This is a genomic window from Streptomyces sp. NPDC002446, assembly GCF_053595675.1.
In genome coordinates this window covers 73,080-99,580 of record NZ_JBSFYC010000019.1, presented here as the reverse complement: position 1 = coordinate 99,580, position 26,501 = coordinate 73,080, and the positions used below count along the sequence as shown (strand labels likewise).

Annotated in this window: 15 protein-coding genes and 2 pseudogenes; 1 reads left to right on the top strand and 16 read right to left on the bottom strand. The window is 73.2% G+C overall.

Features of this window, described 5'->3' with window-relative positions:
• Positions 1-244 (top strand): annotated as a pseudogene (locus tag ACWD6P_RS14115) (hypothetical protein); the annotation flags it as partial.
• Positions 245-681: 437 nt separating this feature from the next.
• Here ACWD6P_RS14115 and ACWD6P_RS14110 read toward each other — a convergent pair.
• The 16 genes and pseudogenes from ACWD6P_RS14110 to ACWD6P_RS14035 all read right to left on the bottom strand — a co-directional run bounded on the left by ACWD6P_RS14110 (position 682) and on the right by ACWD6P_RS14035 (position 26,494).
• Positions 682-1,221, bottom strand: coding sequence for a peptidoglycan-binding protein (locus ACWD6P_RS14110; RefSeq protein ID WP_451444348.1), 540 nt, complete (start codon positions 1,219-1,221; stop codon positions 682-684).
• Between the two features lie 21 nt (positions 1,222-1,242).
• Positions 1,243-1,845 (bottom strand): annotated as a pseudogene (locus tag ACWD6P_RS14105) (N-acetylmuramoyl-L-alanine amidase); the annotation flags it as partial.
• A complete protein-coding gene (locus ACWD6P_RS14100) occupies positions 1,845-3,518 on the bottom strand; it encodes a DUF6519 domain-containing protein (RefSeq protein WP_451444333.1) in 1,674 nt (557 codons plus the stop codon). The pseudogene ACWD6P_RS14105 and the gene ACWD6P_RS14100, both read right to left, overlap by 1 nt.
• A gap of 102 nt (positions 3,519-3,620) precedes the next feature.
• Complete coding sequence (locus tag ACWD6P_RS14095) at positions 3,621-5,795, bottom strand: hypothetical protein (RefSeq protein ID WP_451444332.1); 2,175 nt, start codon at positions 5,793-5,795, stop codon at positions 3,621-3,623.
• Complete coding sequence (locus ACWD6P_RS14090) at positions 5,792-9,652, bottom strand: putative baseplate assembly protein (RefSeq protein ID WP_451444331.1); 3,861 nt, start codon at positions 9,650-9,652, stop codon at positions 5,792-5,794. The genes ACWD6P_RS14095 and ACWD6P_RS14090 overlap by 4 nt, the downstream gene beginning before the upstream one ends.
• Entirely contained in the window at positions 9,649-12,900 is a 3,252-nt protein-coding gene (locus ACWD6P_RS14085; RefSeq protein ID WP_451444330.1) for a putative baseplate assembly protein, read from the bottom strand. The genes ACWD6P_RS14090 and ACWD6P_RS14085 overlap by 4 nt, the downstream gene beginning before the upstream one ends.
• On the bottom strand, positions 12,897-13,283 hold the full coding sequence (locus ACWD6P_RS14080; RefSeq protein WP_451444329.1) for a GPW/gp25 family protein: 387 nt from the start codon (positions 13,281-13,283) through the stop codon (positions 12,897-12,899). Before ACWD6P_RS14080 ends, ACWD6P_RS14085 begins: the two co-directional genes overlap by 4 nt.
• Positions 13,280-13,552, bottom strand: coding sequence for a hypothetical protein (locus ACWD6P_RS14075; RefSeq protein WP_451444328.1), 273 nt, complete (start codon positions 13,550-13,552; stop codon positions 13,280-13,282). The genes ACWD6P_RS14080 and ACWD6P_RS14075 overlap by 4 nt, the downstream gene beginning before the upstream one ends.
• A 148-nt stretch (positions 13,553-13,700) precedes the next feature.
• On the bottom strand, positions 13,701-14,225 hold the full coding sequence (locus ACWD6P_RS14070; protein WP_451444327.1) for a phage baseplate assembly protein V: 525 nt from the start codon (positions 14,223-14,225) through the stop codon (positions 13,701-13,703).
• Between the two features lie 66 nt (positions 14,226-14,291).
• On the bottom strand, positions 14,292-15,431 hold the full coding sequence (locus ACWD6P_RS14065) for a hypothetical protein (protein ID WP_451444326.1): 1,140 nt from the start codon (positions 15,429-15,431) through the stop codon (positions 14,292-14,294).
• Positions 15,424-15,813 (bottom strand): hypothetical protein, encoded by a 390-nt coding sequence (locus tag ACWD6P_RS14060; RefSeq protein WP_451444347.1) that lies wholly within the window; start codon positions 15,811-15,813, stop codon positions 15,424-15,426. The genes ACWD6P_RS14065 and ACWD6P_RS14060 overlap by 8 nt, the downstream gene beginning before the upstream one ends.
• Positions 15,810-16,478 carry a hypothetical protein gene (locus ACWD6P_RS14055; RefSeq protein WP_451444325.1) on the bottom strand — a complete coding sequence of 223 codons (669 nt, stop codon included), beginning with the start codon at positions 16,476-16,478 and terminating at the stop codon, positions 15,810-15,812. Before ACWD6P_RS14055 ends, ACWD6P_RS14060 begins: the two co-directional genes overlap by 4 nt.
• On the bottom strand, positions 16,475-17,170 hold the full coding sequence (locus ACWD6P_RS14050) for a hypothetical protein (RefSeq protein WP_451444324.1): 696 nt from the start codon (positions 17,168-17,170) through the stop codon (positions 16,475-16,477). Before ACWD6P_RS14050 ends, ACWD6P_RS14055 begins: the two co-directional genes overlap by 4 nt.
• Positions 17,167-24,165, bottom strand: coding sequence for an eCIS core domain-containing protein (locus ACWD6P_RS14045; RefSeq protein ID WP_451444323.1), 6,999 nt, complete (start codon positions 24,163-24,165; stop codon positions 17,167-17,169). Before ACWD6P_RS14045 ends, ACWD6P_RS14050 begins: the two co-directional genes overlap by 4 nt.
• The gene (locus ACWD6P_RS14040) at positions 24,162-24,467 is read right to left on the bottom strand and encodes a hypothetical protein (protein ID WP_451444322.1); all 306 of its coding nucleotides are present in this window, start codon (positions 24,465-24,467) and stop codon (positions 24,162-24,164) included. The genes ACWD6P_RS14045 and ACWD6P_RS14040 overlap by 4 nt, the downstream gene beginning before the upstream one ends.
• A complete protein-coding gene (locus ACWD6P_RS14035) occupies positions 24,458-26,494 on the bottom strand; it encodes an ATP-binding protein (RefSeq protein ID WP_451444321.1) in 2,037 nt (678 codons plus the stop codon). The genes ACWD6P_RS14040 and ACWD6P_RS14035 overlap by 10 nt, the downstream gene beginning before the upstream one ends.
• Positions 26,495-26,501 lie beyond the last annotated feature (7 nt).

Genomic DNA, 26,501 nt, shown 5'->3' with positions numbered 1-26,501 from the left:
TGCCGTTCCGGCGAACCTGACCGACGCGGTTGCCGTTCCGGCCGTGCCTGCCGTTCCGGCGAACCTGACCGACGCGGTTGCCGTTCCGGCCGTGCCTGCCGTTCCGGCGAACCTGACCGACGCGGTTGCCGTTCCGGCCGTGCCCGCGGACCTCGCCGACCTCACCAACGCCGCCAACATCCCGGCGCTGCCGGCCCTCCCGGCCCAGCCGGCCGTCCCGACCCTCCCGGTCCAGGGCGTCTGAGCCGCAGCCTGACATCACCGGCTCGTCGGCCGCGGCGGCGGCCGACGACGCACCACCCATGAACAGCCGGGCGGACCTCTGTGGGGGAGGGCCGCCCGGCTTTGGTGCGTCCATGCCCGAGAGTGCGCCGGGCGCGGGGGCGGGTGGGGCGCGGGGCCCTAGGGGGCGGTCGCACACATCCCGTAGGGGATGCGGGCGCCCCTTGCGGGCCACAACGTGGTGGGTCCGGAGGGGTATTCCCGCGGTGCACCAGGTAAGGACAACCAGTGGGTGGGGAACCGGGGTGGGGAACCGGGGTGGGGCACCTGAGTGGGGCACCGGGTGCGGGACCCGGGCCTACTGGGGTACCCGAGCACGGCAAGCACAGCATCCAGACCTGCTACGGCATCCAGCCCCCGGCCCCCGGCCCGACGGTGCTCCCGTCCCCGCCTCCGGCCCTACGACTCGCCCGCCCCCGACGCCCGCAGCACCCGTAAGCGGTCCCAGCTGACTCGGCCCGGGATGCCGTCCGCGTCCTTGCCGCGGAAGCCGAGTTTGCGTTGCCAGGAGGCGTACGACTTGCGGTGTGCCTCGCTCCACTGTGGTTGCGGGCGGCCCTTGTAGTGGCCGCAGCCCTCGGCCGTCAGCCGCTCGCCCATCGCCGCGATCAGCGGGTCGGACGTCTCCGGCCGGAAGAAGTCGCGGCCGGGGAACGGCTCGTAGGGCGGATGCTGCGGTGCGGGTGATGCGGGTGATGCGGGTGATGCGGGTGATGCGGGTGATGCGGGCGGTACAGGCGGTACAGGCGGTGCGGGCGGTACCGGCACCCGCCGCCCGGTCCCGTCACCGGCCCCGCTGTCCCAGCCTCCCGAACCACTCGGGCCACCCGAACCATCCGAACCACCCGAGCCACCCGCCCCACCCGGCCCCCCGTCCCCCGCCCCCACCGGCCCCTGCGGACCGCCCGCCGCCCCCTGCGGACCGTCCGTCGCCCCCATCGCCCCCATCGCCCCCGTCGCCTCCGGGGCCCTCGACAGGCGCTGCTTGATGCGGGCCCGTAGTTCGTCCATCGTGAAGCCGCGGGGGTCGATCTTGCCCGGGCGCCACTCCTTGTGGGCGATCACCGAGCGTTCGGTCCAGCCGTGGGCGCGGCAGATCGCCGCCGATGCCTTCTCGATGGCGAGGCGTTGCTCGGGGGGCCACGGGTCGTGGCCGTCGCCGAGGTTGATGCATTCGAAGCCGTAGAAGTGCCGGTTGCCGTCGGTGTCCTTGGCGTTGTCCGCCGGTAGTTCGGGTGCCTCGTTGATGACCGCTTCCAGGACGTCGCGGTCGCCGAGGCCGGCGTGGTTGGCGCGGCCGTTGCCGACGAGGTGGATCTCGCCCCGTTTGTCGATCACGCCGTGGCAGAGCGGCCCGGGCAGGTCGGGGTGTCCGTCGTAGCACAGGTCGACCGAGTCCTTGATGCCGTCGGTGGCGGTGTGATGGATCATCACCCCGTGCATCGGGCCCCATCTGCCCTTGGTGTTGCGGTGGTGCTTACGCCAGTTGCGGACCTCGTGGACGACCAGGCCCTCCTCGCGCAGCGCCTGCAGCAGCCGGCTCGCGGTCAGGGGGGTGGCCATCAGCCGGCTCCGCCCTCGTCGACCGCGGCTTCGGCCGCCGCGGTGGTCTGCGACCTGCTCCGCGCGGGCTGCGCCGCGTCGCCGCCCGCGCCCGGCGCGTCGTACCCGGTGCCGGACGTGTCGTACCCGGCGCCGCCCGCCTGCTCCTCCGCCCGCGCCTCGGCCTCGGCGGCCAGCTCCGCGTCGTCCGCGGCCGGGATGGCCGCCGCCAGCGGACGGAACGCCAGGCGCAGATCGGGTTCGGCCTGCTCGCCCGCCACCCACGCCAGCGGCGCGAAGTGCACCGCGATGCCGGACGGCGGCTCCAGCAGCGGCCGGCGCGCCGCGTCCGCCGGCCACTCCACCCCGCCGGTGGCGGTACGGGCCGGGATCAGCCAGAAGTCGCCGGTGCGGTAGCGGCCGCCGGGCGCGAAGTACACCTCGACGCCGTCCTCCAGCGGCAGCCAGCGGCCCTCCTCGACCGGCAGCGCACCGTGCCTGAGCCGCCCGGCCGGCCCGCCGCGCCGGACGGTTTGGCGGGTGCCCTCGTGGTGGTCCCAGCGGCGCAGGAACGGATGGAGTTCCGGGCGCCGGCCGACGCCGGGCGCCGGCTCGTCGGACAGCCGCACCCGGCGGCCCGGCAGGTCGACCTCCTCCACCCGCAGCAGCGGCGCCGCCTCGCCCCGGCTGGTGTAGGCGGTGTCGACGAACTCGACGCGGTCGCCGACGTTCAGATCCAGCTTGTCGTCGCTGCCCAGTGACGCCAGCTCGACCCAGGTGCCGTCGAGTTCGTCGACCGGGAAGGTGACCGAGCCGTTCTCTCGGGACCATTTGAAGGTGGCGTCCTTGGCGCTGCCGGCGTCGTGCACCTCGACCCGGTAGAGCTGGTTCTCCGGTCCCCGGTAGCGGGCGTCCGGGGCGACCAGGCAGGGCTCGTCGTCCGCGTGGTCCGGGCGTTCGCTGCGTGCCGCCAGCCGGGAGGCGGGGGCGGCCTCCTTGCGCGCCCACTCGGCGAAGGCCTTGCGGACGTCCTCGGCCGGCGGGGTGTGGTCGGTGAGGCCCAGTTTCTCCGCGGGCAGCGGCAGCACCTGCCACACCACCTTCGTACGGGCCGCGGTGTCCGGCATCGCCGGGCCCAGCGCCACTTCGCGCAGCGCCGGGTCCTCGGCGGCGGTGACGACCCGCTCCCACACCTTCAGATACGCCAGGTACGGGAAGGCGCTGGGCAGCCGGTCGCCGGGCCGCTCCGGGTCGCGGAACCCGTCGGGCTGGTCCCAGTACGTCCAGGTGGTGGGCGGCGCGGCCGGTTCGCCCGCGCCCTGGCTGCCCGGCTCGTCCCGGTCGGCGGGGCCGTCCTGGCCGTCGTCGCCGTCCGTGCCGTGTGCGGGTACCGGCGCGCCGGGCTGCGGGCGGGTGGCGTCGCACAGGATGCCGTCGACGTAGTAGCGGCCGCCGCCGATGATCAGGTCGTCCAGTTCGCGGCTGCCGCCGCGCAGGGTGATCTTGAAGCCGGTGGCGCCGCTGGGGCCGCCGTGCGCGCCGATCAGGTCGGCGGCGAGGGTACGGGCCTGGAACAGCTGGATCGCGGTCTGCTCGTTGGCGTCCGCGTCCAGCTGGACGCGGCCCTGCTGGGCGAGCACCGCGGAGTAGCGGCGCTCCGGCCGGTGGGTGAGGCGCGAGAGATCAGCGTGCATGGGTGGGGTCCCCCTCGTACGGGATGTTCGGAAGGTCGGCGGTCGGGCCGCTGCAACGGCGCGCGGGGCGCGGGCGGTTCACGTCACGGACGGGCGGCCGGCTCATGTCACGAACACCACCCCCGCATCGCTGCCCGCCGGTGTGTACTCCGCCAGCCGGGCCCGCAGACTGTCCTCGCGCTGCGGCTGGTACAGGTCGTGGTACGCGCCCATCTCGGCGCCGTCCTCCGCGCCGCGCCGGATCTGCGGTGCGCAGGCCGACGCCAACTGCCCGTACCAGGGTGTGCCGTAGCGCTCGCCGCGCAGCAGCGGACGGACCCGCGCGGCTCCACCGGGGCCCGCGAGGTCCGGCTGGCAGCGGTGGCGGCGCGGGGTGCGCGAGCCCGGCGGTACGTAGCAAAAGCGCAGGCAGCCCGTGCCGCGCCGGGCGACGTGCAGCCGTCCGGTGAAGACGCTGTTCTCGGCGAGCTGCACCGCGTGGGTGTGGACCTCGCCGAGGACCGTGCTGCGGTGCGCGTACAGCACCGCGTGCGCATGCCGGCAGTCCGGTGCGGACAGTGCCGCACGGTCGGGGCCGGTGGCGTCCAGGATGCTGTCGCGCAGCTGGATGGGCAGCGGATCGGTGCCCACCTCGTCGCCGATCACCTCGATGGTGCCCAGGATCGTCCGGTCGATCTCCACGCAGGCGGTCGTCCGGTCCAGGACCAGGCTCGGCTCCTCGGGGGAGTGCGGAGCGCACTCCGGCTCCAGGGACCAGCCCGGCACCAGCGTGCAGTGCCGCAGCACCAGCGCGCCCATCGGGCCGGTGACGTTCAGCCCGCGCCCGGTGACCAGCAGCCCGTCGAGGACCATCCGCGGCCGCTCGCCGGCCGGGCAATCGGCCTCCCGGGCCCGGATGTTGAGCGCGTCGGGCCGGTTGCTGTACCAGTCGAGGAGGCGGATGACGGGCCGGGTGCCCTCGGCGGCGCGCAGCTCCAGCCGGTCGCCGGGGTCCAGGTCGAAGTCGAGCTGCTCCTGGTAGGCGCCGCTGTGGGTGATCTCGATGATGCCCTCGGGGCCGCAGTGCCCGGAGCGCCGGTCGTGCTGCCACGCCCCGTACGCGTCCATGATCCGCTGGAAGGCCTGGCCCGGCCCGACCCGGTAGACGGCGGCGCCGGCAGCGGTCTCCCTCTCGCGCGGGTACTCGCCGCCGCCCAGCTCGTCCCCGAACCCGTAGTGGTAGTCCACCCATACGCCCTGCCGGGGGGCGCAGCGCGCGCCGAACGCGATCCGGCCGAGCTCCGGGTCGACGGCGATCTGCCCGCGCTTGGGCCGGTAGCGCCAGTGGCTGAGGTCGGCGACGACGATGTCGGCGGGCGGGACGGGCGTGTCCTCGTCGTCGCGGCGGATGGTGAAGCTCTTGCCCGGCCCGTAGTAGTCGGCGGGCCGGTCGTGCAGCTGCCGGCGCCGGATGGCGGCCGGCACGTTGTCGAGGGTGGCGAGGTGCGTCGCGGACGGCTCCGGCTCCGGGCGGGTCACCAGCGGCGTGTCGTTGCCGAGGATCGAGAAGGTGTAGAGGTTGCGGGCCCGGTCGATGCAGTACGCGGGCGCCCGGGTCACTGAGTAGGGCCGCAGCCGCCATACGAACAGTCCGACGCCGGCCGGGGTGTAGCCGCCCTGGGTGCGGGTGGAGTCGGCGCGCCGGACGTCCACCGAGCGGGCGATGGTGCCGAACGGCCCGCCGGCCAGGTCGAGCGCAGCGCCGTCGCGCAGGTCCGCCAGCCGGCCGCGCCCGTGCCGCCGCTCGTTGACGGCCGCGGTGCCCGACCCGTAGAGCTTCACCGGCTGCTGGTGCGCGAGGAGCCGGGAGAACTCCACCGCCCGCGCCGGCCAGCCCGCGACCGACTGCGACAGTTCCTCCAGCAGCGCCAGGGTGCCCTTGCGCCGCCGGTAGCCGACCGTCGCCGCCACATCGCGGCGCGGCGCCAGCGCCTCGGCCAGCCGCCGCCGTGAGGAGTCCGGCAGCCCGCCGTCGCGCAGCCCGGTCGCCAGTACCCGCTCGTAGCCCGGCAGGGGGCGGTAGCCGACCAGGTCGCCGAGGTAGGGCAGCACCCACTCGGCGGCGCTCTCCACGAACCAGTCGTCGTACTGCTGGGCGACGCCGTCGCGCACCCGGTCCACCTGCTCGGCGATCACGGCCAGCAGCGCGCGCAGCGGCTCGCCCTCCTCCGCGTCGCGCAGCCGGTGCCACTGCGGAAGCAGCTCCGCGAGCCCGTCCGGCTCCCTGGCCGTGTTCATCGGGTCACCTCCGTGAGGATCAGGGTGTCGGGGACCTGCGGCGAGAACAGCGCGAGCTGCGCCGGCCGGATGCCGCGGAAGACACATACCGCGCGGCCCTTCGCCAGCGGCCGGGTGTCGGTGAGGTCGGGGTTGAGGCGCAGCAGTTCGGCCAGCGTGATGCCGTGGCGCCGGGCGATGGCGGTGAGGGTCTGTCCGCCGCCGTCGGCCACCTCGTGGATCCGCTCGTCGTACGTGGCGGGCCTGGACGGCACCGACGGCCGTGGCCCGTCGGTGAACTCGGCTGCCAGTGCGGCGAGTTCGGCGGGGGTGGCGGACGCCGGGACGCCCGTGAAGGTGTCGACGTCCACATGGTCGACGCCCGGTACGGACTGGGCCGCCGCCAGCACCTCCGACAGGTGCGCGCTCTGCCCCAGCTCCCGCCCGTCGTAGCCCAGGCGATCCAGCAGGGCCCGCCGCAGCCGCGGCTCGACCAGCGGCCACGCGTGGTCGGCGGCCACCTTCACCTTCGCGGCGCACAGCAGCAGCACCGGCTCGCGCACCGCGACGTGGACCGGCAGGCGGGCGTCGCCGTACTCGGCGAGGGCGGACCGCAGCGTCCGCAGCACCTTGGCGTCCGGCGCGATCGGGACGTCGTCCACCCCGGCCACCGTCACATGCAGCACCCGGCGCCGCCCGTCGAACAGTTCGCGGGCCGAGGCCCGGCCGATGCCGGCGCGTGAGCGGGCGAAGTCCTCGTAGTCGGCGAGGGAGACCAGCCGGTCCAGGGCGGAGACCGCCAGCGGGACGGTGCGCCGGGTCAGGCCGGGGCCGTCGGCGTCCGCGCCGCCGCTCGCGGGCTGCGGGTTGGTGACGCCGGTGACGCCGAGCGGCCGGGTGACCGCCTGGGTGATGCGCATCGCGGCGACGTTCGCGGCCCGGCCGGTGCCGAAGCGGTAGCGGGCCCGCACGTTGTCGTGCCCGCTCGGCAGCCGGGCGCCGTGCACCCCGTCCCCGAACGTGACCGTCGTGCGGCCGTCGCCCGTCGTCCCGCGCACATACACCCGCTCCCGGGGCCCGCGCCCGGCCAGGCTGTCCACCGCGTGCCACAGCAGGCCGTCGACCCGCACCTCCAGCTCCGGGGTGGCGCCCAGCTCGTTGTCGTCCGGCAGCCAGGTCAGCGGTGACTGCCACAGCGCGAACGTCTGGTGGGTGCGGGCGGCGTCGCCGCTGCCGATCGGCTCGTCGCGGCTCTCGCCGTGGGTGGCCGGTACGACGTTGCCCTGGATGCGGACGGTGTCGCGCCGGTACCGGTGGGCGAGGTCGGCGGTGAGGGTGAGCACGGTGTGCACATGATCGCCCGGCAGGTCCGGGTCCAGCCGCTGGTCGACCGCGGCGATCACGGCGAGTTCGGTGGCGCGCAGCCCGGCGGAGCCGGGGAGGTCGGTGCGTTCACCGGAGACGAGGAGGCGGCGGCCGGGCTGCAGCCCGTCGTGGAGCTCGGCCAGTTCCAGCTCGTTGCCGTGCACGTCCTCGCCCAGCGGCTCGTCCGCCGTCCGCAGCGCCTCGCCGCCCGCGTACACGGTCGTGTCCCGGATCGCGGAGAGCACCACGTCGTGCTCGTCCAGCCAGGGGTCGGCCAGCGTCAGCTCGGTGCCGCGGCCCGTGATGCCGAAGCGGGTGTAGGCGGCGGTGCGCAGGGCCGTCACCCGGGTGGTGACGGACGCCAGCCTCCGGTCGCCCGGGATGCCGTCGTCGCCGCCCGCGCCCTTGCGGGGACGCCGTACGACGACCCAGCTGCCGACCGTGATGCCGTCCTGCACCGAATCCAGCGGCAGTACGTGGCGGCCTGCGGGCCCGGGGACCGTGGCGATGCCGATCTCCACGGCGGGCGGCTCACTGCCCGGCGTGCGGCGCACCGTCACCTCGTACGCGCCGTGCCTGACCTGCCGCTGCTCGCCCGGCCTGAGGTGCCAGGTCTTCGTCTCGCCGTTGTGCACCGCGACCTCGATCCGGCCCTCCTCGTCCGGGCGCGCCACGAACAGGGTGCGTTCGGGCAGGCCGGGCAGCAGCCGGGCGGTGACGCCGGACTCCTGGGAGTCGGTGGGGCGGCGGCCCAGCCAGCTCAGATCGTGGTCCTGGCCGGTGCGGGTGGACAGTTCGACGCGGCCGGGGCCGAGGTCGAAGGGCTCGTCGGAGGGCAGGTTCACGGCGCGCTGCACCGAGGTGCCGGTCTGTTCGATGTGCTGGAACTCCGCTCTCACCGGCACCTTCCCGGCCGTGTCGAACACGACCCGCATGCCGGTCAGCGCGCCGCCGGTGAGCGGCCAGTCCGACTGCCGGATGACCCGGCCCCGGTCGTCCTGTACGGGCTGCAGCGGCGCCGTCGCCCCGAAGGGCGCGGCGGTCACCCGCATCGCCAGCAGTGCGCGCAGCGCGGCGGGGGCGTGCGGCGCGGCCTGCCGCCACGCCGCGTACATGCCGTCCGCGAGCCGCGGATCCAGCGCGGCGAGCAGCCGCGCCGGCAGATCCGAGCCGGACGTGAAGGCCCCGCCGGCGGCGCCGTGCCCGGTGCGGGTGCCGGACGGCGGACGGACGACGCGGGTACGCAGGGCGGGCAGCACGGCGTGGAGGGCCGCCAGCGCCGACGCCCCCTGGGCCGAGGCCCGCTGGGCCGCGCCGGACGCCGTCTTCGGCTGCGGCCCGCCGGGCACCGCGGGCGCCGGGTCCAGGTCCCCGGCCCGTTCCCGCAGTTCGCCGACGACCGCCTCCAGCTGCTCGAACCAGGCCGCGACCTCCTCGTACGGCGCGGCCAGCGCCTGCGCCTCGGCCAGGTGCTCATGGGGCCCGGCGAGCCGCTCGGCGAACGCGGCGGGGGAGGTGCCGGCCTCCCCGTCGAGGTCCTTGCGCAGCGGGGCCAGCACCTGGCGGTCGAAGGTCTCGATCAGTTTGCTGACGGGCCGCGGGTTCGGCGTCCGGGGGGTGGGCGGCCCCGGCTCGTCGGGGTCATCCGGGTCGCCGTCGTCCTGCGGCTCGGTGATCCACTGCCGCAGCTCGTCGACCAGCTCCTTGAGGGTGGGCGGCGCGGACCGTGGCAGGCCGATCGCGGTGAGGTCCTCGTCCCGGTCGATGCGCACCTTCGCGACCGGCAGCAGCAGCTGGCGGTCCCCGCCGAAGTCGAAGAGCAGCTGGTCGCCGGTCTGCAGCGACGCCGACGTGCCCGCGACGAACAGTTCCGACCGCTTCGCCAGGTCCTCGGGGACCAGCAGGGCCGGCCGCCGCCGGCGCACCTTCAGGTCGTTGAAGGCCCAGCGCGCCGTCAGATCCTCCGCCGTCTCGAAGGTCTGCGACTCCTCGCCGGTGGCGGCGGGCACGCTGTGGCTGCGCGCCCCGCGCGGGATGACCACCGGCAGTCCCCCAAGCTCTCGGCTCCGCTCGAGCAGGGAGGTGCCCCCATACGGCTCGTGCGGGTCCTTGTCGAGGGTGTACGCGAGGTGGGTGTCGGCGGCGACACCGGGCCGCGGCCGGTGTCCGACCAGCCGCCCGAGCAGCGCCAGCGACCGGTGTTCGTTGGCGGTCCGCAGATAGCCCTCGTCGGCGATCCGTTCGCTGTGGAAGGTCAGCGCGTCACCGAGCACCGCCCAGGCGTCCAGCAGCCCGATCGCCGGGTCGTCCGTTGTCCGCACGGTCAGGCCGCGCAGCGCCGGGTAGGCCGGTGAGGCGAGCCGGTCGAGCATCGCGGCGAGGAACGTGCCGTGGTCGCCGACGCGGTAGTGCAGGGCGGTGCGGCCCGGCGGGTTGTAGAGGGCGTCGGGGGCGCGGCGCTCGTCGTGGCCGCCCCGGCCCGTGCAGCCGCATCCGCAGTTCGACGCGTTCATCGGGTACCTCCGTGCTCCTGGGTTCCCGCGAGCCGGATCGCCAGGCGGCCGTTCTCCGGCCGCTCCGGGTCGTTGTCGCACACCGCGATCTCCAGCGGACCGAGCCGCAGCACACCGTCCTCCAGTGCTCTGTTGTCCGTGTGTTCCTGAGAGAAGAGCCGTTGCAGCCGGGTCACCCGTACGCTGCGCACACCGGGGACGGCCGCGGCCACCGCGGTCAGACGGCTCAGCCGCACCGGTTCGCCGAACGTCAGCGCGTCCGGGTGGAAGAAGCCGAGGCCGCCGCCCGGCAGCCGGCCGTTGCCCAGTACGCGCGTCAACTCGGCCGCGATCTGCCCGTGTTGGTGCCCCGGCTCGGCGCACACCTCGACGGCCAGGTCCACCGGCACCGTCCGGGCCGGCGCCACGACCAGGTCGTGCCCGATGCGCCGGTAGCTCTCCAGCGCGTGGGCGACCGAGTCCAGCAGCGCGGGGCCCGGCTCGCCGGTCCCCGCCGCGTCGATGGCGATATGCGCCTCCTGGACGCTGCCGGTCCAGCGGATCTCGGCCGCGGCACGCTGTACGCCGGGCAGCGCCGAGGCGAGTTCCGCGTAGTCGGCGGCGGTCACGGCCCGCAGCCGGGTCCGTTTGAGGTCCAGCGGCGCGAGCTGCCGCACCTGCTCGACGGGCTCCGGTGCCATGCCGCCGGTGGCGGGCAGCGGGTTGCGCACACCGGCCACCGGCATCGGGTCGGCGGCGCCGGAGGCCTGCGGGTCCCGGCTCAGGACGAGGTGGTTGATCGCCTCGGCGCCGACGTTGCCCGCCGTGCCGCCGCCCAGCCGGTAGTGGAGCGTCAGCCGGCTGCCGGGCTCGGGCCGGGCACCGTACCGGCCGTCGCCGAAGCGCAGCGCGATCCGCCCGCCCCCGCTGCCGGAGGTGCCCCCGTCCTCCAGCTCGCCGACGAAGTGCCGCTCGCGCGGGCCGCTGCCGAGCAGATCGCGGCGCGGCAGCCAGTCACCGCCGTCGTCCTGGACGCGTACGGCGGGCAGCGCGGCGCGCGGATCGGGCCGCAGGGCGTCGGCGGCCGGGCCGTGCAGCACCGGCTCGTGGGGATCGAGCCCCGCCGCGTACGCCGGGCCCCAGCTGTGCGCGATCTCCCAGGCGGTCCGCCCGTCCAGGACCGTGCCCGCCCCGGCTCGCGCGGTCAGCACCGCCAGGCGGCGCAGCTTGGCGGCCAGCAGCCGGTCGCGGCGGTGCAGCAAATCGCGCAGTGCCCGTACGGGATGGCGGCGCAGCTCGAACCGTTCGAGGGTCCTGAGGCCGAAGACCACGGCCAGCTCGGCGATTTCACCGTCCGACAGCCCGTCGTGGTCCCGGGCGCTGCGCCACAGCTCCACCAGCCGCGCCCGCACCCGTTCCGGTATGCCCGCCAGCCGGCCGGCCTGCCCCGCGGCCACGTGCGCGGGCTGCGGGAAGGGCACCGTCTGGGCGACGGGGGAGCGCTGGAGCACCGGCCGGAAGCGCGGCGCGATGCCCGGGTAGACGGACTGTGCGAGGAGCGTGCGCAGCGCCTCGGCCTGCGCGTGCACGGTGCCGGGGACGACCTTCTCGCGCCGCTGCCCGGCCAGCTCCAGCCCGAGCCCGGCCCGTGCGGCCGCCTCCCGGCCGACGGCGGTGAACAGCGCACGGATGTCGCCGGGGGTGAGCGGCGTGTGGCAAGCGGTCTTCTCCAGCAGGGCGTTGAGGGTGCGCGCGGGGGCGTTGCCGCTGCCCTCGCGGTCGCCGCAGCCGAAGGCCGGCGGCTCGCACGGGCGCAGGACGGCGGGGACGGGCGGGACGGTGACCGTCTCGGGTCCGGTTTCGTCGGCGGCCGCCCCGAAGGTCAGCGACCGCCCGTGGTCGACCAGTACGACGTTCCCGCGGGCCACGCTGACGTCCTCGACGACCGCGCAGTGGGGTCCGCCGCGCGTCGACAGGCGCAGCTCGAAGGCCAGCGCGTCCTGCGGCGCCCAGGTGACCTCCAGTACCGGCTGGTCGTCGAGCCGGTCCACGGCCGGGGTGACGGACGTCAGCCGCACCGTCTGCCGGTGGGTGGGGTCCTGGTCGCCGGGCGTGCCCGTCCGCGGCCCCTTGACCTCCTCGAACAGCAGCAGATCACCGGGGGACAGGCGCAGCGCGCGGCGTTCGCAGCCGTCGTCGGCCCACTCGTCCCGCAGCGTCGCGCCGGTGGCCCCCTTGGGCAGGGCGCAGACCTCCCCGCCCCAGGTCCACAGCCGGATGGCGTTGTGCTGGGGGAGCAGGCGCAGCGGCGCGTCCCGCAGGACCGGCTCGAAGACCTCCACCGCGCCGCGCTCGTCGAGCACCGCCAGGTCCCGGTCGTCGATGACGGTGCCGGCCTCCGGCCGGTCGCGCGGGCCGTACGTCCTGGTGTCGACGGCCGCGAACCGGAACTCGCCCGCAAGGAGCGTGAGTTCGTCCGCGGCCTCCACGGACACGAAGGCCCGCGCACTGCACCCGTCGTGCATCGGATAGTCGATGAGCCGTACGTGCCGCCGTACCGACACCCGCCGCCGCGCCGTGTCGAGATACGCCTCCGTGGCCACCGCGTCCTGCTGGTAGCTGATCTGGTCGGCGGTGTGGGCGAGCATCTCGACCAGCGTCGTCCCCAGGTCCGCCGGGTTGCGTTCGACCCAGTCGGGGGTGGTCAGCCGCAGCCGGTCCAGGACGAGCCGGCGCAGGGTGTCGTAGTCGCGGGCGGTGTAGTCGATGACGGGGGCCGGCGGGAAGGTGTCCGGGTGGCCGCCCGCGCCCGGGTCCCCGGCACAGGGCTCTTCGCCGCAGTCGAAGGGGCTGGGGCAGTCGGGCCGGAAGGAGAAGTCCTGGCTGAAGTACCGCTGGTCGAAGCCCTCGTACGGTTCGGTGCCCGGCCGGCCGTACGGATCGGCCTCGACGAGGGAGAGCCGGTAGCGGGTGGTGTCCCCGGTCCGGTCCAGCGTCACCAGCAGCCGGTCGTCGAGCTCGGGGTCCTCCTCCCGCTCGACGCGGACCTCCAGGGCCTTAAGCCCGGTGATCCGGCGCCCGCCGTCGATGCGGACGTTCTGCGGTCCCAGTCCGTGCGGCGCCTTGCCGAGAAAGGTGACGGTCAGCGTCACCCCGTCGTCGGCGGCCTCCACCGCGTCGACGCCGTTGAGACGCGCCGCCCTGACGCGTCCGCGACGCCCGTCGCCGCGGCAGGTCAACTCGGCGGCCACGCCGTGCTGTTCACTCATCCCTCGCCCCGTCCCTCGAACACCTCGTCGCGCCGGCTCTCGGTGGAGCGCACCACATAGCGCAGATGGACCCGTACGACGTTCTCCTCGCTCACCACGTCCAGCGACTCGACCTCGATGAGGTCCCCCAGCCACCGCTGCAGCGACGCCTGCACGGACAGCTCCAGCGCCGACACCAGCTCCGGGCTGTTCGGCGTGAAGACGAGCTCCAGCAGCCCGCACCCGAAGTCCGGCCGCATCACCCGCTCACCGGGACTGGTGAACAGCAACTGCTCGATCAGATCCCGCACATGGTCGTCGTGGTCCGCATGCGCGGTCCGTCCCCTCCGGTCGGCCCGGAACGGGAACGCGATCTCGGTACGGACCTGCCTTGTGGTCCTCATCGGCTGGAAACCCCCTGGTGGCCCCGCTGGCTGTGAGGGACGGACGCCACGACCGGCGGGCCCTGCGGCACCAGCCCGGCGCTGAAACACATCGCCGCCGCGGTGTCCAGCAGCACCGGCACCCCGTCGACGCGTACGCAGTCCGAGCCGGCGTCCGGCGTCCACCGGACGCCGGTGCACGGCTGCGGACGTCCGTCGACGCTGTGCGCGCATCCGCCGACCGTGAAAAGGTCCGCGGCGGTGGCCACCGGCGCGCCGTCGATCCGCACACCGCCCCGCGCGCCCCCGGACCGTCCGGACCCTCCGGACCCCCCGGATCCTGTGGACACCACCCGCCCGCCGTGCGGACAACTGATCACGACGCCGCCGTGCACGAGATTCCCGCTCGCCATCGTCCTGCCCCCTCCCCGTTCCTTTTCAGCGCCTCTTGGGAACCGTCAACCGGCCCTCGTTGATATCGACCTGATCTCCGACCATCGAAATCGACGCACCGTGCCCATTGCTGATATGGACACCCGCCGCATCGATCTTCACGTAGGCGCCGCCCGGTGCCTGCAGCAGAATTCCGTTCGTGGGCACGTCCGACATGACGATCTTGTGTTTCCCGGGCGTCTGCATCACCACCGGATGCGCCCCCGGGGGGTCGGTCCGCGCGTCCTCCGGCAATTCCTCCCGGCTGCCGTACCAGCACCCCACCCATATCGGATAACTGGGCTCGCCCTGCTCGAACTCCACCCACACACCCGCCCCGACCGACGGCACGACCACCTGCCCCGCCTGCGGCCCGGTGAACGGAAAACAGGGCAGCGCCCACGTGGACGGCTCGTCGCCGAGCACATCCGGAACCTGGACGATCAGCCGCCCCCGCCCCGTCGGATCGTTGTTGTCCACCACCCGGCCACGAAACTTCCCGAGAAAGCGGTTATTGGGTCCGCCGGCCATTCCTGCATCTCCTGGATCTAGTGAGTGCTGTTTGCTCTTATGAGTGGGATTAGGGGGCCGGGGGGGTTACGGCCTTACGGTGCCGCTGCGCGCAATCAGCCCTTCCCTCGACAGCGTGAAGTTCTGCTGATACGAGCCCGGCCGGATATTGGTCGTCACGCTCTTCACGTAGTAATCGCCGTCATAGGTGACCCCGGCACCCCGCACCCCGACCAACTCCCGGGGCCGCAGCACATATCCATGCCGATTGACATCCAGCGACCCCGACCCCGAAACGGCATCGGCGGACGTCGCCGCCCTGCCCAGCGCCTCGGCCTTCGCGATCGCCTCGTCCCGCTTGGCGGTCCCGCCCAGCGTCTTCCGCTTGAGCGCGGGCGAGGCCCGGCGCCCCAGCGGCGGCCGCAGCGGACTGATGTCCGGCTGCGCCAGCAGCGGCGCCCGCCGCGTCACGGGGTCCTGCACCCGCGCCTGCGGCTCCTCCCTCGCCGTCCCGTCATAGGCGAACGTCAGCTGGTCCACGGTCGAGTTGACGTCCATGTTCACGTTCAACGCGTGCTGCCGCTGCCCCAGCCGCTGCTCGGGCCCCCAGAACGCGGTCGACTTCCCGGGCACCGGCCCCGGGTCGAGGTAGAACGTGTACCCGTTGGCCCCGGCCAGCTCATTGACGTACTGCAGGTCCGTCCCCACCTGGTAATCGACCCGCACCTGCTCCCGCGGCGGCTGCGGAATCTGCTCCCGGATGATCCGCGCGTCGATCCCGTAATCCGCGTACTTCCCCAGAATCCGCTCGACCCGCTGCGACGGCGCCAGATTCGGATACCGGTCCGTCCGCTCCTCCAGATCCATCAGCAAGGTGAGGTCCTCACCGGTCACCGTCAGCGTCGTCTGCCCCGGCTGATTGCTGGCCCCCACCTCCTGCCGCACGATCAGCCCGTCCAGCAGCACAAACGGCGTCCCCTTGATCGCCACCGCCACAATCACCCGGGTCTTCGGATCGAAGAACCCCTCGGGCAGCAGCCGCTGGACGATCGCCCCCTTCTTGGTCAGATCGAACGCGATCTGAAACCCGCTCCGCTCACCCGCCGTACTCGTGATCTGCGCCGACAGCAACGCCTCCGTCACCTCGGGCGGGACGGGCCGCGCCGACTTCGGCCCCATAAACAGCGACACATGAATCGGGCCCCGCCCGACCGGTTCCTCAGCCATTCCGCACACCCGGCCCGCCCATACCGCCCGGGAATCCCCCCGGCAGCGGAACGGCTATCTGCTCGCCCGGCTCGTCCGTCAACTCCCGCGGATCGAGCGCGGGATTGGCATCGGCGATCCGCCACCACTGCCCCGGATCCCCGAAGTACCGCTGCCCGAGCTGATCGGCCCGCTCACCGGCACTGACGGTATGCGCCACCGTCCCCTCGTCCGCGGCCTCCGGCAACGGCGGCAGCAACCGCCGCTTCGCATACCGGATTTCGGTCCCGTCGGCCGCCCGGTGCACGCCGATCTCCACCCCGTGATACCGGCTGCTCCGCGGATACGGATGCGCCCCCGGAACGTCGTCCAACGCCCGCTCATACGGCTCGATCACGCTCAGATCCCCCTCCCGCCAAGCCCGAGCGCCGCGAAACTCCCACCCCGCGCGGTCCGCGCCAGCTGCTCCTTCTGCGCCAGGTGCGCGAGGTACAACTCGGCCCCCCGGTGCCCGGCCGGCAGATCACTCACCGTCAGAATCTTCATTCCGATACTGAGCGAGGCCCGAATCGGGTTCAGATTGACGTCGAACGCCGACTCGTTCACCGACAACTCGGTGAGCCGGACGGGCATGACGCGTTTGCTTCCCCAGGTGAACAGCGTCAGCGGCATCTCAATGGGACTGATCTCGATCGTCCCCTTCTTGCTGAGGCGCGAGGCGGCGCGAAGCTGCGCGGTGGTCGGCTGCACCAGCATCTCCAGCACGGCCAGCTGCGGATGAATCCCGTGCGGCGCCGCCACATCCAGCTGATCGGTGGCGTCGATCTCCGCGGTGAACTTCCACGTCTCCTGCGCCGGCCCCTTCAGCCTCAGCGCCTCATTCCGGTCACCCCCGCTGTCCCCGCCACCGCCGCCCCCCTCCCCGCCCGCAGCCTGCGGCGACACGGACCGCTCCAGCGTGTCCGGATTGAACTGCAACACGATGATGCGCCGGGGCGTGCCGAGCTCCGGGTCGACGATGACGATTCCGGAGCGGATGGGCTTGGGGATGTCGGCGTAGCGGGTCATATGCGCTCCCGGAGGCGGGCCTGGAGTTCCGAATAGTCGTAATCGGGGAAGAGCCGCGGGAAGGTCTCCAGCATGTGACTCAGTCCACGGGAGACCGGCGCGAACCCCGGATCGCCCGGCCCCGTTTCGCAGTACAGGTACTGCCAGCCGATGGTGCCTTTTGTGATGAGCAGGGTGTCGAGATAGGACCCGTAGTCCAGGTCCATGGGCATGGCTCCCTGCCGCATGTCGAAGAACCAGATTTCGGGGTCCGTGGTGCCGGGTTCGGCGCGCAGCAAGGTCATATGTCCGGATCCGGTGCGCGGTGTGTCATCGAAGAATCTCAGCTCTTTGTGGAGTTCGCGCTCCCGGTCGCTCTCGCCTGCCCAGATGAGATGCAGGCGGTTCTCCACGATGCTTCGCGACAGGTGGGTCAGATGGATTTCGCCGACCAGTTCCAGATCCCGGTCCGGTGATCGCCAGTACGCTTCGATCTCGTTGAACCGGAAGTAGTGGTCCCTGACCCCCGAGCTGAGGGGCATGTCGTCCAGCTCTGCGAGGTTGTCGAAGACACGGTCAGATTCTTCCCGGGATCTGGATATCTTGCCGAACTGTGCCGCTGAAACGCTGAGTGCGGAGCAGTCGCTGATCTCTTGCAATGCTCTGGCGCTGCGTTCTTCGAACGGGTGCCGGAAGTCGCCGCTGAAGTTCACTGTGCCCCCTTCTTTTTCCAGTTGACCTTCTTGGCGATCTGCAGGGCGGCGAGCTCACTGATCATGGCGTTGAGTTTTGCCACGGGCAGGGCGTTGGGGCCCGTCAGGGTCTTCCGGTACTCGTTCATACCGTCCCTGACGTCGTCTACATCGTCGAAACCGCCGTGAAGGTCGCGTGCCGCGATGAGGTGATCCGCGAGGCTGCGTTTGACTTTGAGCAGCCGCTCGATGTTGACGTGGCCCGTCGTGTTGATCGCGAGGGTTCCACCTTCGTCCTGGCCGGGCGGCTCGACGGGATCGCTGTGCTGGTCGATGGGCGTGGTGAGCTCTTCCCAGTCGCTGCGCTCCTCTCCTGTCCCTTTGATTTTCTTGTATCCGCCGTACGCGGCGTGGATGTGTTTGGGGAAGTCTGCGAATTCCGGCTCCGGGTGAGGTGGGTGGCCGAACTTCACCGTCGCCTCGTACCAGATGATTCTGTTCTTCTTCGGTATCGCCTGGTAAGCGGGGTTCTCGATCTCCCGGAAGAACTCACCGTTGGTCTCCGGCCCGCGGGCCGGGACCAGGTTGTTTCCCTTTGCCAGGCCGCCCATTCGTTCAGGCAGGAGGTGCATGCGCACCCAGGCGGAACCCGTCCCGAGGGTTTTGTCCTCGATGTAGCTCCAGCCGGGCGGCATTCCCGGGCTCGCATCCTTTGCGATCTGTCCCGGGCCGCCGAACACCGTCTTTGTGGATTCTTGTATGAACTGCCCCTTGATGCGGTCCGCTCGGGCGTCTTTGTAGTTCTGTGGCTCCAGGTACTTGGGGAGACCGTAGTAGCGTCGCTCCTTGGCGTGCCTGGCTACCGCGTCCATGGCTGACCGAAGGCGTTTACGGGCCGGCTTCCAGTTTTTGACTGAATTCTTCGGAGTGCGCTTGGGGATCCGCTCTTCCATGCTTTCCGCCACCCGGTGCCATCTCTCGATCAGCCTGATGTGCTCCAACTGCTCGCTCAGCTCGGCTGTTGTTCCCTGCTCTCTTATCTGCTTCTTGATGTCCGACGTCCAGTCGGCGATGAAGGGAGGGACCTCTTTCGGTGTGCTGTGTATGGAGAGGTCCTGGTTCTGGCCGCCGTCGAACTGCAGCGTGTGGAACTCACCGGTTTCGTCGCGGAAGGGGACGGTCGGCCGCTTGATCTCCACCTCGTTCTGCCGCTCCCGCCTGGCCCGGTCGCGCCGCCGTTCACGGTTGCGCCGTATCCGGTCCCGCCGGCGTCGCCACTGCTGCCTCAGCCGATGTGCCCGGTTGTTGAGTTTGCGGGTGAGTTTGCGGCCCTTGCCGAAGAGGCGGCGGGCGGCGCGGCGGGCGCGGTTGAGGGCGGACTTGATGGTCTGGCGGGCGCGGCGGAGGGTGCGGCGGGTGCGGGAATCGGGGCGGCGGCGCGGTTTCTTGGCGGTGGGCTTGTTCTTTCTGAGGTCGGGCTTCTTGGCGTCCTGCTTCTTCTTGCGGAGCGGGTCCTGGGTCCTGTCGTCGTCCCGCTTCCTGTCGGGGCGGTTCTTGCGGAGGGTGTCGCGGGCCGGGCCGCGGCGCTTGGTGAGGCGGGGCTTGTCGTCGTCGTGCTGCTTGCGCTGTGCGTCGCGGGCGCGGCGGCGGGCGGCGTTGACCTCGCGGCCGTCCTCGCGGCGTTCGTGCTCGTCGGGCTTCTTCTTCGACTTGGGCTGGGGCCGGTGTTCCGGGCGCGGCTTCTTCTCGGGGGAGGGGCGCTTGGTGAGGCGGGGGCCCTCCTGCGGGCGGGAGGCCTTGTCCGGGGAGGGCTTGCGCGGGACCGGGCGCTGGTTGGGCTTGTCGGTGGGGCCGGGCTTGTCGGCCGTCGGACCGGGCCGGTCGGCGCTGCCGGGGCGGCCGTCCCCGCCCGGCCGGTCGTGGTGGCCGGGCCTGCCGGGTGCGCCGGGCCCGTCCGGACCGTCCTGCCCGCCGGGCTTCCGCTTGCTGCGGATGTTCTTGAGCATCTCGCCGAGCTTGCCGGTGACCTTGCCCATGTACTTCTGGATGCCGTGGACCAGGGCCTGGTAGATCAGCTCCAGGAGGGCGACGACACCGGCCGCGACGGCCTTGGCGAAGGGGCGTGCCGCGTTCCCGCTCTTGACCGCCTTGAGGAAGTCCATGAAGAGGCCGAACGCGGCCAGGATCTCGCTGAGCGCGCCCCAGGCGGTCTTGAGGGCGTCGATGACGGCCATGGCCCAGCCGGCGCCGGGGATCAGTTTGGCCACGACCTGCTTGACGACCAGTTCGCCGATGATCAGGGGAAGCTGCGGGAGGGCCGCCTCCCAGGCCATCTTGCCCATCTCCTCGGCGGTGACATTGCCTTCGATCAGTGCCTGGAAGTCTTCGGGTGACAGGCCGGTGATCTCCTGGATCTTGTCGTTGATCCACTTCTTGACCGCGGCCTTCGTCTCCTCGAAGAGGTACTCCCTGGCTCCCGTGCGGGCGGCGTCGCCCGCCTTGCTGATCCAGCCGCCGGGGTCGGAGACGATGTCGTGGAAGATGGCGGCCCATTCGCCGAGGGCCTCGATGACCCCCTTCGCGAACTCCAGCGCCCCGACCACCGCGCCCTCCGCGATGTCGACGGCCTTCATGAGCCCGTCTTCCAGCACGTTCAGCCCCGCGACGAGCGCGTCGGACAGCCCGTCCAGCAGCCCTCCGACGACCTTCTTGAGCGCGCCGGCCGCCTCGTTGACCTTCCGTACGGCGTAGTTGCGCGCGCCGTTGATGGTGTTGCGCCACTTGTCGCGCATCGCCGGGTAGTCGGCGAGGAGTTCGTCACCGAGGGCGATCAGACCGTCGGCGAACTCGTTGATCCGGTCGACGACCCAGTTGCGGGCCTTGTCGATGAACTTGAAGACCTCGGTCTTGAACTTGTCGATGAGGCCGGTGACGGCCTTCCGTGCCTCCTCGAAGAACCCCTTGATCGCGTTCTTGATCTCTTTGAACCAGGACTTGAGCTCGTTGATCGCTCCGTCGAGCCAGTTGTCGGCGTTGTCCTTGCTGTCCTTCTTCTTCTGCTCCGCCTTCTCCTTCGCGCCGGTGTGGTGGCTCTTGATCTGCTCGTTGTCCTTCTTGGTGCGCTCCTCGACGTGGTCGTCGGTCTCCTTCTCCCGCTTCTTGATCTTTCCGCGGACCTCGTCGTACCGCTTGCCCTTCTTGCCGTCGATCTCCGCGACCTTGTCGTCCTGCTCCTTGCGCCACTTGTCGCGGTGGCCGGAGATCTCGGACTGGCCCTTCTCGCGCTCGCCGGCCTGGGCCTTGCCGCTGGCGTCGACCTCCCGCTTCAGGTCCCGGTCGTGTTTCTGCCGGTCGTCCCTGGCCTTCCGGTCCTTGGCCCGGCGCTCGTCCGTCATCTTCTGCCGGCCGCTGCCGAAGCCCGCCTGGATCTGCGGGCCCCGGTCGTGTTCGGCCACGGCGGAGGCGGACTCGACCGGTATGCCGCCGGCGGGGGCCTTGCGCCCGCCCGCCGTGCCGGCCTTCCTGCCCTTGCCGCCGAGTACCTTGCCGGTCAGGGTCTCGCGGGGGACGTCGGGGTAGATCTGGTCCTCGCCCATCGGCCGGGCGGCGTCCTCGCGGCCGGACCGGTGCAGTTCGTTCTTCCGCTCGTCGAGCTTCTGCCCCTGCTCGTCCGTACGCTGCGGGTCGGAGTCGTCCTGGAGCGGCAGCCCGGGGGCGTCGCCGACCCTGGTGCCCTGCATCCCCTCGTCCGCGGTGGGCAGTTCGAGGATCGAGTCGATCAGGTCGTCCAGCGGGAGGAGCTCCTTGAGGAGCTTCCCCAGCAGCTTGGCGCCGATCGTCACGCCGATGTCCCACCAGCTCGGCTCCGGCATGTCCGCGGTCGGCGGTTCGCCTTCCGGCCGCTGCTCGCCGTCGATCTCCGGCGTCCTGCCCTGCGCGGCCTCGGTACGGGAGACCTTGGCGTTGGTGTACGTCCCCGGAGCTGCGGCCTTCGGGCCTCCCGGCACGGTCTTCGGCGAGCCGGACGGCCGCTCCGTCTTCGGCGGCGCCTTGCGCAGCGCCGCACGCTCCTTGCCGACCGAGTGGCCCACCGCCCCGTCGACGCCCTTGAGCGTCTCCAGCGCGATGTGCGGCTTGAGCCCGGCCGCCGTGGCCAGTCCCGACTCGGGGGTGCCCTTGGAGACGTCGGGGGCCGGAGCCTCCTTCTTCGGCTTCGTCGCGCCGGACGCGGCGCCACGACCGCCACCGCCGCCCCCGCCTCGTGCAGGTGCCGGAGCCGGAGCGCTACGGGCGCTTGTGCCACCGCCGCCGCCCCCACGGCGGCCCGCGGCCTTCGCCGCCTGCCTGGCCGCCTGCCGCTTGGGCCCCGCGACGTTCGGCCGCACCGCGGGCTTCGCCGCCGCGGACCGGGGAGCCCCCGCTGCCGCGGGTGCGCCGCCCGCGGCCGGCGCCCCCGCGGACCCGGCCCCGGCGGAGCCACTGCCCGAGAGGAGCTTCGGCGCCAAGGAGGAGCCCGCGGCGGAGACCGTGTCGGGGCCGGCCGGTGAACCCGGCGTGGTCGCGGGCCCCTTCCCCTCGGTGACGTCCTGCGTCGCCGGGGCGTCCTTCGCCTCGGTGGCGCCCTTTCCCTCGGTGGCGTCCTTCGTCGCGAGGTCGTCCTTGGGCTGCTCGCCCGCGGCCGGGACCGCGCCGCCGGAGGCGGAGCCGCCCGAAGCGGAGCCGCCCGGGGCCGAGCTGCCGCGCGCCGTGCCCGCGGCCCGGTCGGCGGCCGGGCCGCCCGGGGCACCGGATGCCGTGCCGGTGTCCGCACCGGACGCCTCACCCGTGCGTGCCGCCTGGACTCCCGCGTCCGCGGCGCCGCCCGGGCCGCCGGCCGCGCTCTTCCCGTCGCCGGCACCCGTGGCCGAGGACGCCGAAGCCGTACTGACGGCCTGGCGGCGCGCGTCCTCGTCGGACTTCGCCAGCTGCCCCGTCGCGCCCGCACCACCGCCGAAGCCCGCCCCGCCCGACCCGGCGGTGGCCGCACGGGCCGCCTCGTCGCGCCGCTTGGCCTCCGCGTCCTCCCTGCGCTCCGCCGCCTGCTCCCGCTCCCGCTCGGCGTCGTCGGCATCGGCCGGGTCCGTGAGGTTCTCGCCCGGCTCCTCACCGGTCCTGTCGTCCGCCGACTCCTCCGGCTCGGGGCCGATCTCCTGCTCGACGGACGTGCCGGTCTGGAGGTCAGCGGAGAGCCGATCACCGGACGCGTTCTCCGGCGGGGCCGCCCCCGCACCGGCTCCGCCCGCCTCGCTCTCCGCCTGCCGCAGGTCCGCCGCCCGGTCCTCGTCGGCCGGGGACGTGCGGACACCGGGAGCGCCGTCCCGCCCGCCGCCGGCCGTGTTCTGCGCGTGCGTCCCGTTCGCCGCGGCACGGGCGGAGCCGTCGAGGCCGTCTTCGGGCAGCGAGTCGCCGGTGTCCCCCGCCGCCTCGCCGTCCGCCCCGTCGTCCGTCTCGTCGTCCGCGGCGTCCAGGGCGTCGTCCTCGTCGCCGTCCTCGGTGCCGTCGTCCCCGGCGTCCTCGTCGAGGTCCGCCGACTCCTCCTGGAGCCCCAGCGGCTCGTCGTCGGCGTCCTCTTCGTTCCGGGGGTCCCCGGCGCGGCGGTCACCGCCGACGCCCCGGCCGGTCCGGTCCTTCTCGCCGGGCTCCTCGGCGCTCCTGTCCAGGTCCTCCGGACCGGCCCCCCGCTCCTCGGCGGCCTGGTCCGCACGCTCGTCCCCGCCGCCCTCCGCCCCGTGCTCGGCAGCCTGTTCCGGCTGCCGGCCGGCGTCCTGGCGGTCCTCCTCCTGCCCGCCGGCCGCGCCCGCCGCGTCCTTCTGCGAGCGCTGTCGGGCGGCGCCGGTGTCCTGCTGCTTCTCCTGGGCCCTCGACTCCTGCTGCTCCCCGGCCGTCTCCCCGGTCCCGTGCACCGGCTGCCCGGACTCCGCCGCCGCCGTCTGCGGTGCAGCGGCCTTCGACGGGCCGCCCGCAGCGGACCGGGACGGACCGCCCCGCTCCACGGCACCCCCGTCGCCGGCCGGATCGGAGTCCTTGCGCTGCCGCTCGCGCGTGCGCCGGTCGTCGCCCTCCTTCTCCGCCTGCGCGCGCTCGCTCCGTTCGGCGGCCGCCCGCTGCGCCCGCTCCTGCCGCAGCGTCTCGGCCTCGTCGGGGACGGCTTCGGGGGCCGCGGCCGCGTCCAGCGGCAGCGCACCCGCCTGCTCGGCCTCCTCGACCAGCTCGTACAGCCGCTCCAGGGCGGGCGTCGGCAGCCGTGCCTCCAGCCGGTCCAGCACACGTTCCTGCACCTCCGGCGCCAGCCGGGCCAGTTGCAGGCGTACCCGGCCCGAAAGGTCCTCCGGGTCACCGCGCAGCGAGCGGAGGACACCATGGGCGAGGCGGTCCACCAGCGTTGCCGGGTCCAGCAGTTCAAAACGCCGGCGGTCGGCGTCGACCGTCGCATAGCGCAGCCAGCCGGGCGTGGCCTGCCCCGGCTCGATCTCCGCGCCCGGCGCCTCGGCACGCACCGACCCGGCCAGCGCCGCCCGTACGGTCTCCTGCGCCGCCGACTCCGCCTCCCGCTCGACCGCCTCCTGGGGAAGGCTGACCGAGCCCAGGTCGCGCCCGGCCCGCAACGCGCCCAGGCCGTGCGGGTTCTGGACGGTGTGCAGGAGCTCATGGGCCAGCAGCCGCTGCCCGTCCGCCGTTCCCGGGCGGAAGGCGCCCTCGCGGAAGAAGATGTCCTGGCCGACCGCGAAGGCGTCCGCGCCCATCAGCTCCGCCAGCTGCCCGGAATCGCGGTCGGTGTGCAGGCGGACCCGGCTGAAGTCGTGGCCGAGCTGCTCCTCCAGCTCGCGGCGGACCCCCACGTCCAGGGGCTGCCCGGCGCCGCTGACGATGTCCTTGGGCTCCGGCGTACGGGACGTGGCCGCCCGCTCCCTGCGCTTGCGGCGCTTGGCCTCGGCGGCCGACCGGGTGTCCTGCGTCGAGGACCGTGCCGTACTCATCGTGCCTCCCCCCGCCCCGCCAGCCCCGCGTGCACCGCCCGTGCCAGCGCCTCGCCCAGCCGTGCGGGAGAGGTGGTCGCGGGCAGCGGCGGCAGCCCGGCGAGCCCGTCCAGTGACACGGCGGCACCGTCGGCCGCCGCCAGCGGCACCCCGCGCTCGTGCACCAGTCGCGCCAACTCGGCCTGGAACGCGGCCGATACGCGGCCCGCGTCCACCCGGGCGTCGAAGCCGTCCAGGACCAGCTCGCCGATGTCGATGCGGAAGGAGCGTGGCGGCTCGGGCGGCTGCTCGTTCAGACCCATCCGTGGACCTCCGACGGTGTCAAGGAGCGCTCCAGCTTCAGGTACTCGGTGCGGGCCGCCGCCAGCATGTGACGCATCTGGAGGCGGTCCCCCTCCTCCGCGGCCAGGAAGGCCCCCGAGAGAGCGATGTTGCGGATCGAGCCGCCGGCGACGGTGAGCTGTGCGAGGAGGGACGGGTCGATGCCCTTCATGGGGGCCTGGGCGGGCAGGACCCGGCTCCAGATCTCCGCGCGCTCCTTCTCGCCCGGGAAGGGGAAGTCGACGACGAAACGGATACGGCGCAGGAACGCGGAGTCCAGGGCCTTCTTCATGTTGGTGGTGAGGACGGCCAGGCCGCGGTACGCCTCCATGCGCATCAGGAGGTAGCTGACCTCCAGGTTGGCGTAGCGGTCGTGGCTGTCCTTGACCTCGCTGCGCTTGCCGAAGAGGGCGTCCGCCTCGTCGAAGAGGAGCAGCGCGCCCCCGCGTTCGGCGGCGTCGAAGACGCGGCTGAGGTTCTTCTCGGTCTCGCCGATGTATTTGCTGACGACCTGGGAGAGATCGATGACGAAGAGGTCGAGGCCCAGTTCCCCGGCCATGACTTCGGCGGCCAGGGTCTTGCCGGTGCCGGAGCCGCCCGCGAAGAGCGCGGTGACGCCCAGGCCGCTGCGCAGCGCCTTCGCAAAGCCCCAGTCCTGGTAGACGGTGCTGCGCTGGCGTACGTGGGCGACGATCTCCTGGAGGATGCGCCGCTGCCGGTCGGCCAGCACCAGGTCGTCCCAGCCGGCCCGCGGTTCGATGCGGCGGCCGAGTTCGTCCAGGCCCATCCGGGCCTCGGTCAGGCCCGCCTGCCAGGCCAGTTGGGCGGCGTGGGACGCGTCCGCGTCCGGCAGGTCGCGGCGTACGGCGGCGGCGGCCGACCGCACCACGTGCGGCGGAAGCTGGAACTGGGCCACCAGGCCCTGAATGTGACGGTCCGTTACCTCGGGGACGTCCGCGAAGGCGTCCGTCCACAGGCCGAGCTGCTCCTCGTCGGAGAGTTTGGGGACGGTCACCCGCTCGCCGCGCGGATGGCCGGTCTGCCGCGGGTCCGGGCTGGAGACGACCAGGGGCACGGCCGCGCCCGCGATGAACGCGTCGGCCGCGGCGTGCTGCTCGCGGTCCAGCTCGCCGACCTCGATGAGCAGGGCGGCGGGGAGCAGGACGGCCTCCCGCTGCCACAGGCGGGCGAGCCGGTCGCGCTCGGCGGCGTCGGTCGGTATGTCGTCGGCGGCCATGGAGTACAGGCCCAGGCCCGAGCGGCGCGCGGCGGCCGCCGCGATGTCGGCGCGGCTGCGGAGGTCGGCACCGACCAGTTCGACGCGCAGGGGGCTGTCGGGGCCGGTGCCCGCCCAGCCCGCGGCGACCCGGTGCGCGGCCGCGTCGTACGAGGGCGGCAGGGAGCCGGGCGCGGTGGTGCGGCGCAGCAGCCCGTGCAGCCTGGCGTCCATATACGGCGAGCCCGCCAGGAAGTGCAGGATGCGTTCGTCGAGGCGGAGGCGGGTGGTGGTCAGGCGGGTCTCGTCGTCCAGGTCGATCAGGCGCCAGCGGCGCAGGGGGGCGACGGGGGTCAGGGCGCTCCAGTGCGGGTCGTCGAGCGCGGCCAGGGCCAGGGCGAAGGTGGGGTAGGTGTGGCCGGGGTCGGTGCTCGCGGCGGCGCAGCGGGCGCCGGCCGTCGGGTCCAGTTCGGCCGCCGCGGCGAGCAGGACGATCTCCCGTTCGAAGGAGCTCAGGCCGAAGCAGGAGGTCAGGGCGTCGAGGGCGGGGAGGGCCGCGGGCGGGCCGGCGGGGGAGGGGGCGGCCGGGGCCGTTCGGGCCGGGGGTGCGGGGGAGTCGGGGGCGGCCGCGGCGGCGTCGGCCGGGGCCGCGTCCGCCGCGCCGCCTGTGCCGCCGGTCCGCGCGGCGTGCGCGTCCACCCGCGCCAGTACGGCCCCTACGGCCGCGGACAGCGCGGCACCGTCCGTCCCGCCCGCCGCCATGCCCGCACCCTTGCCGCTGCCGCTGCCCATGCCTTCG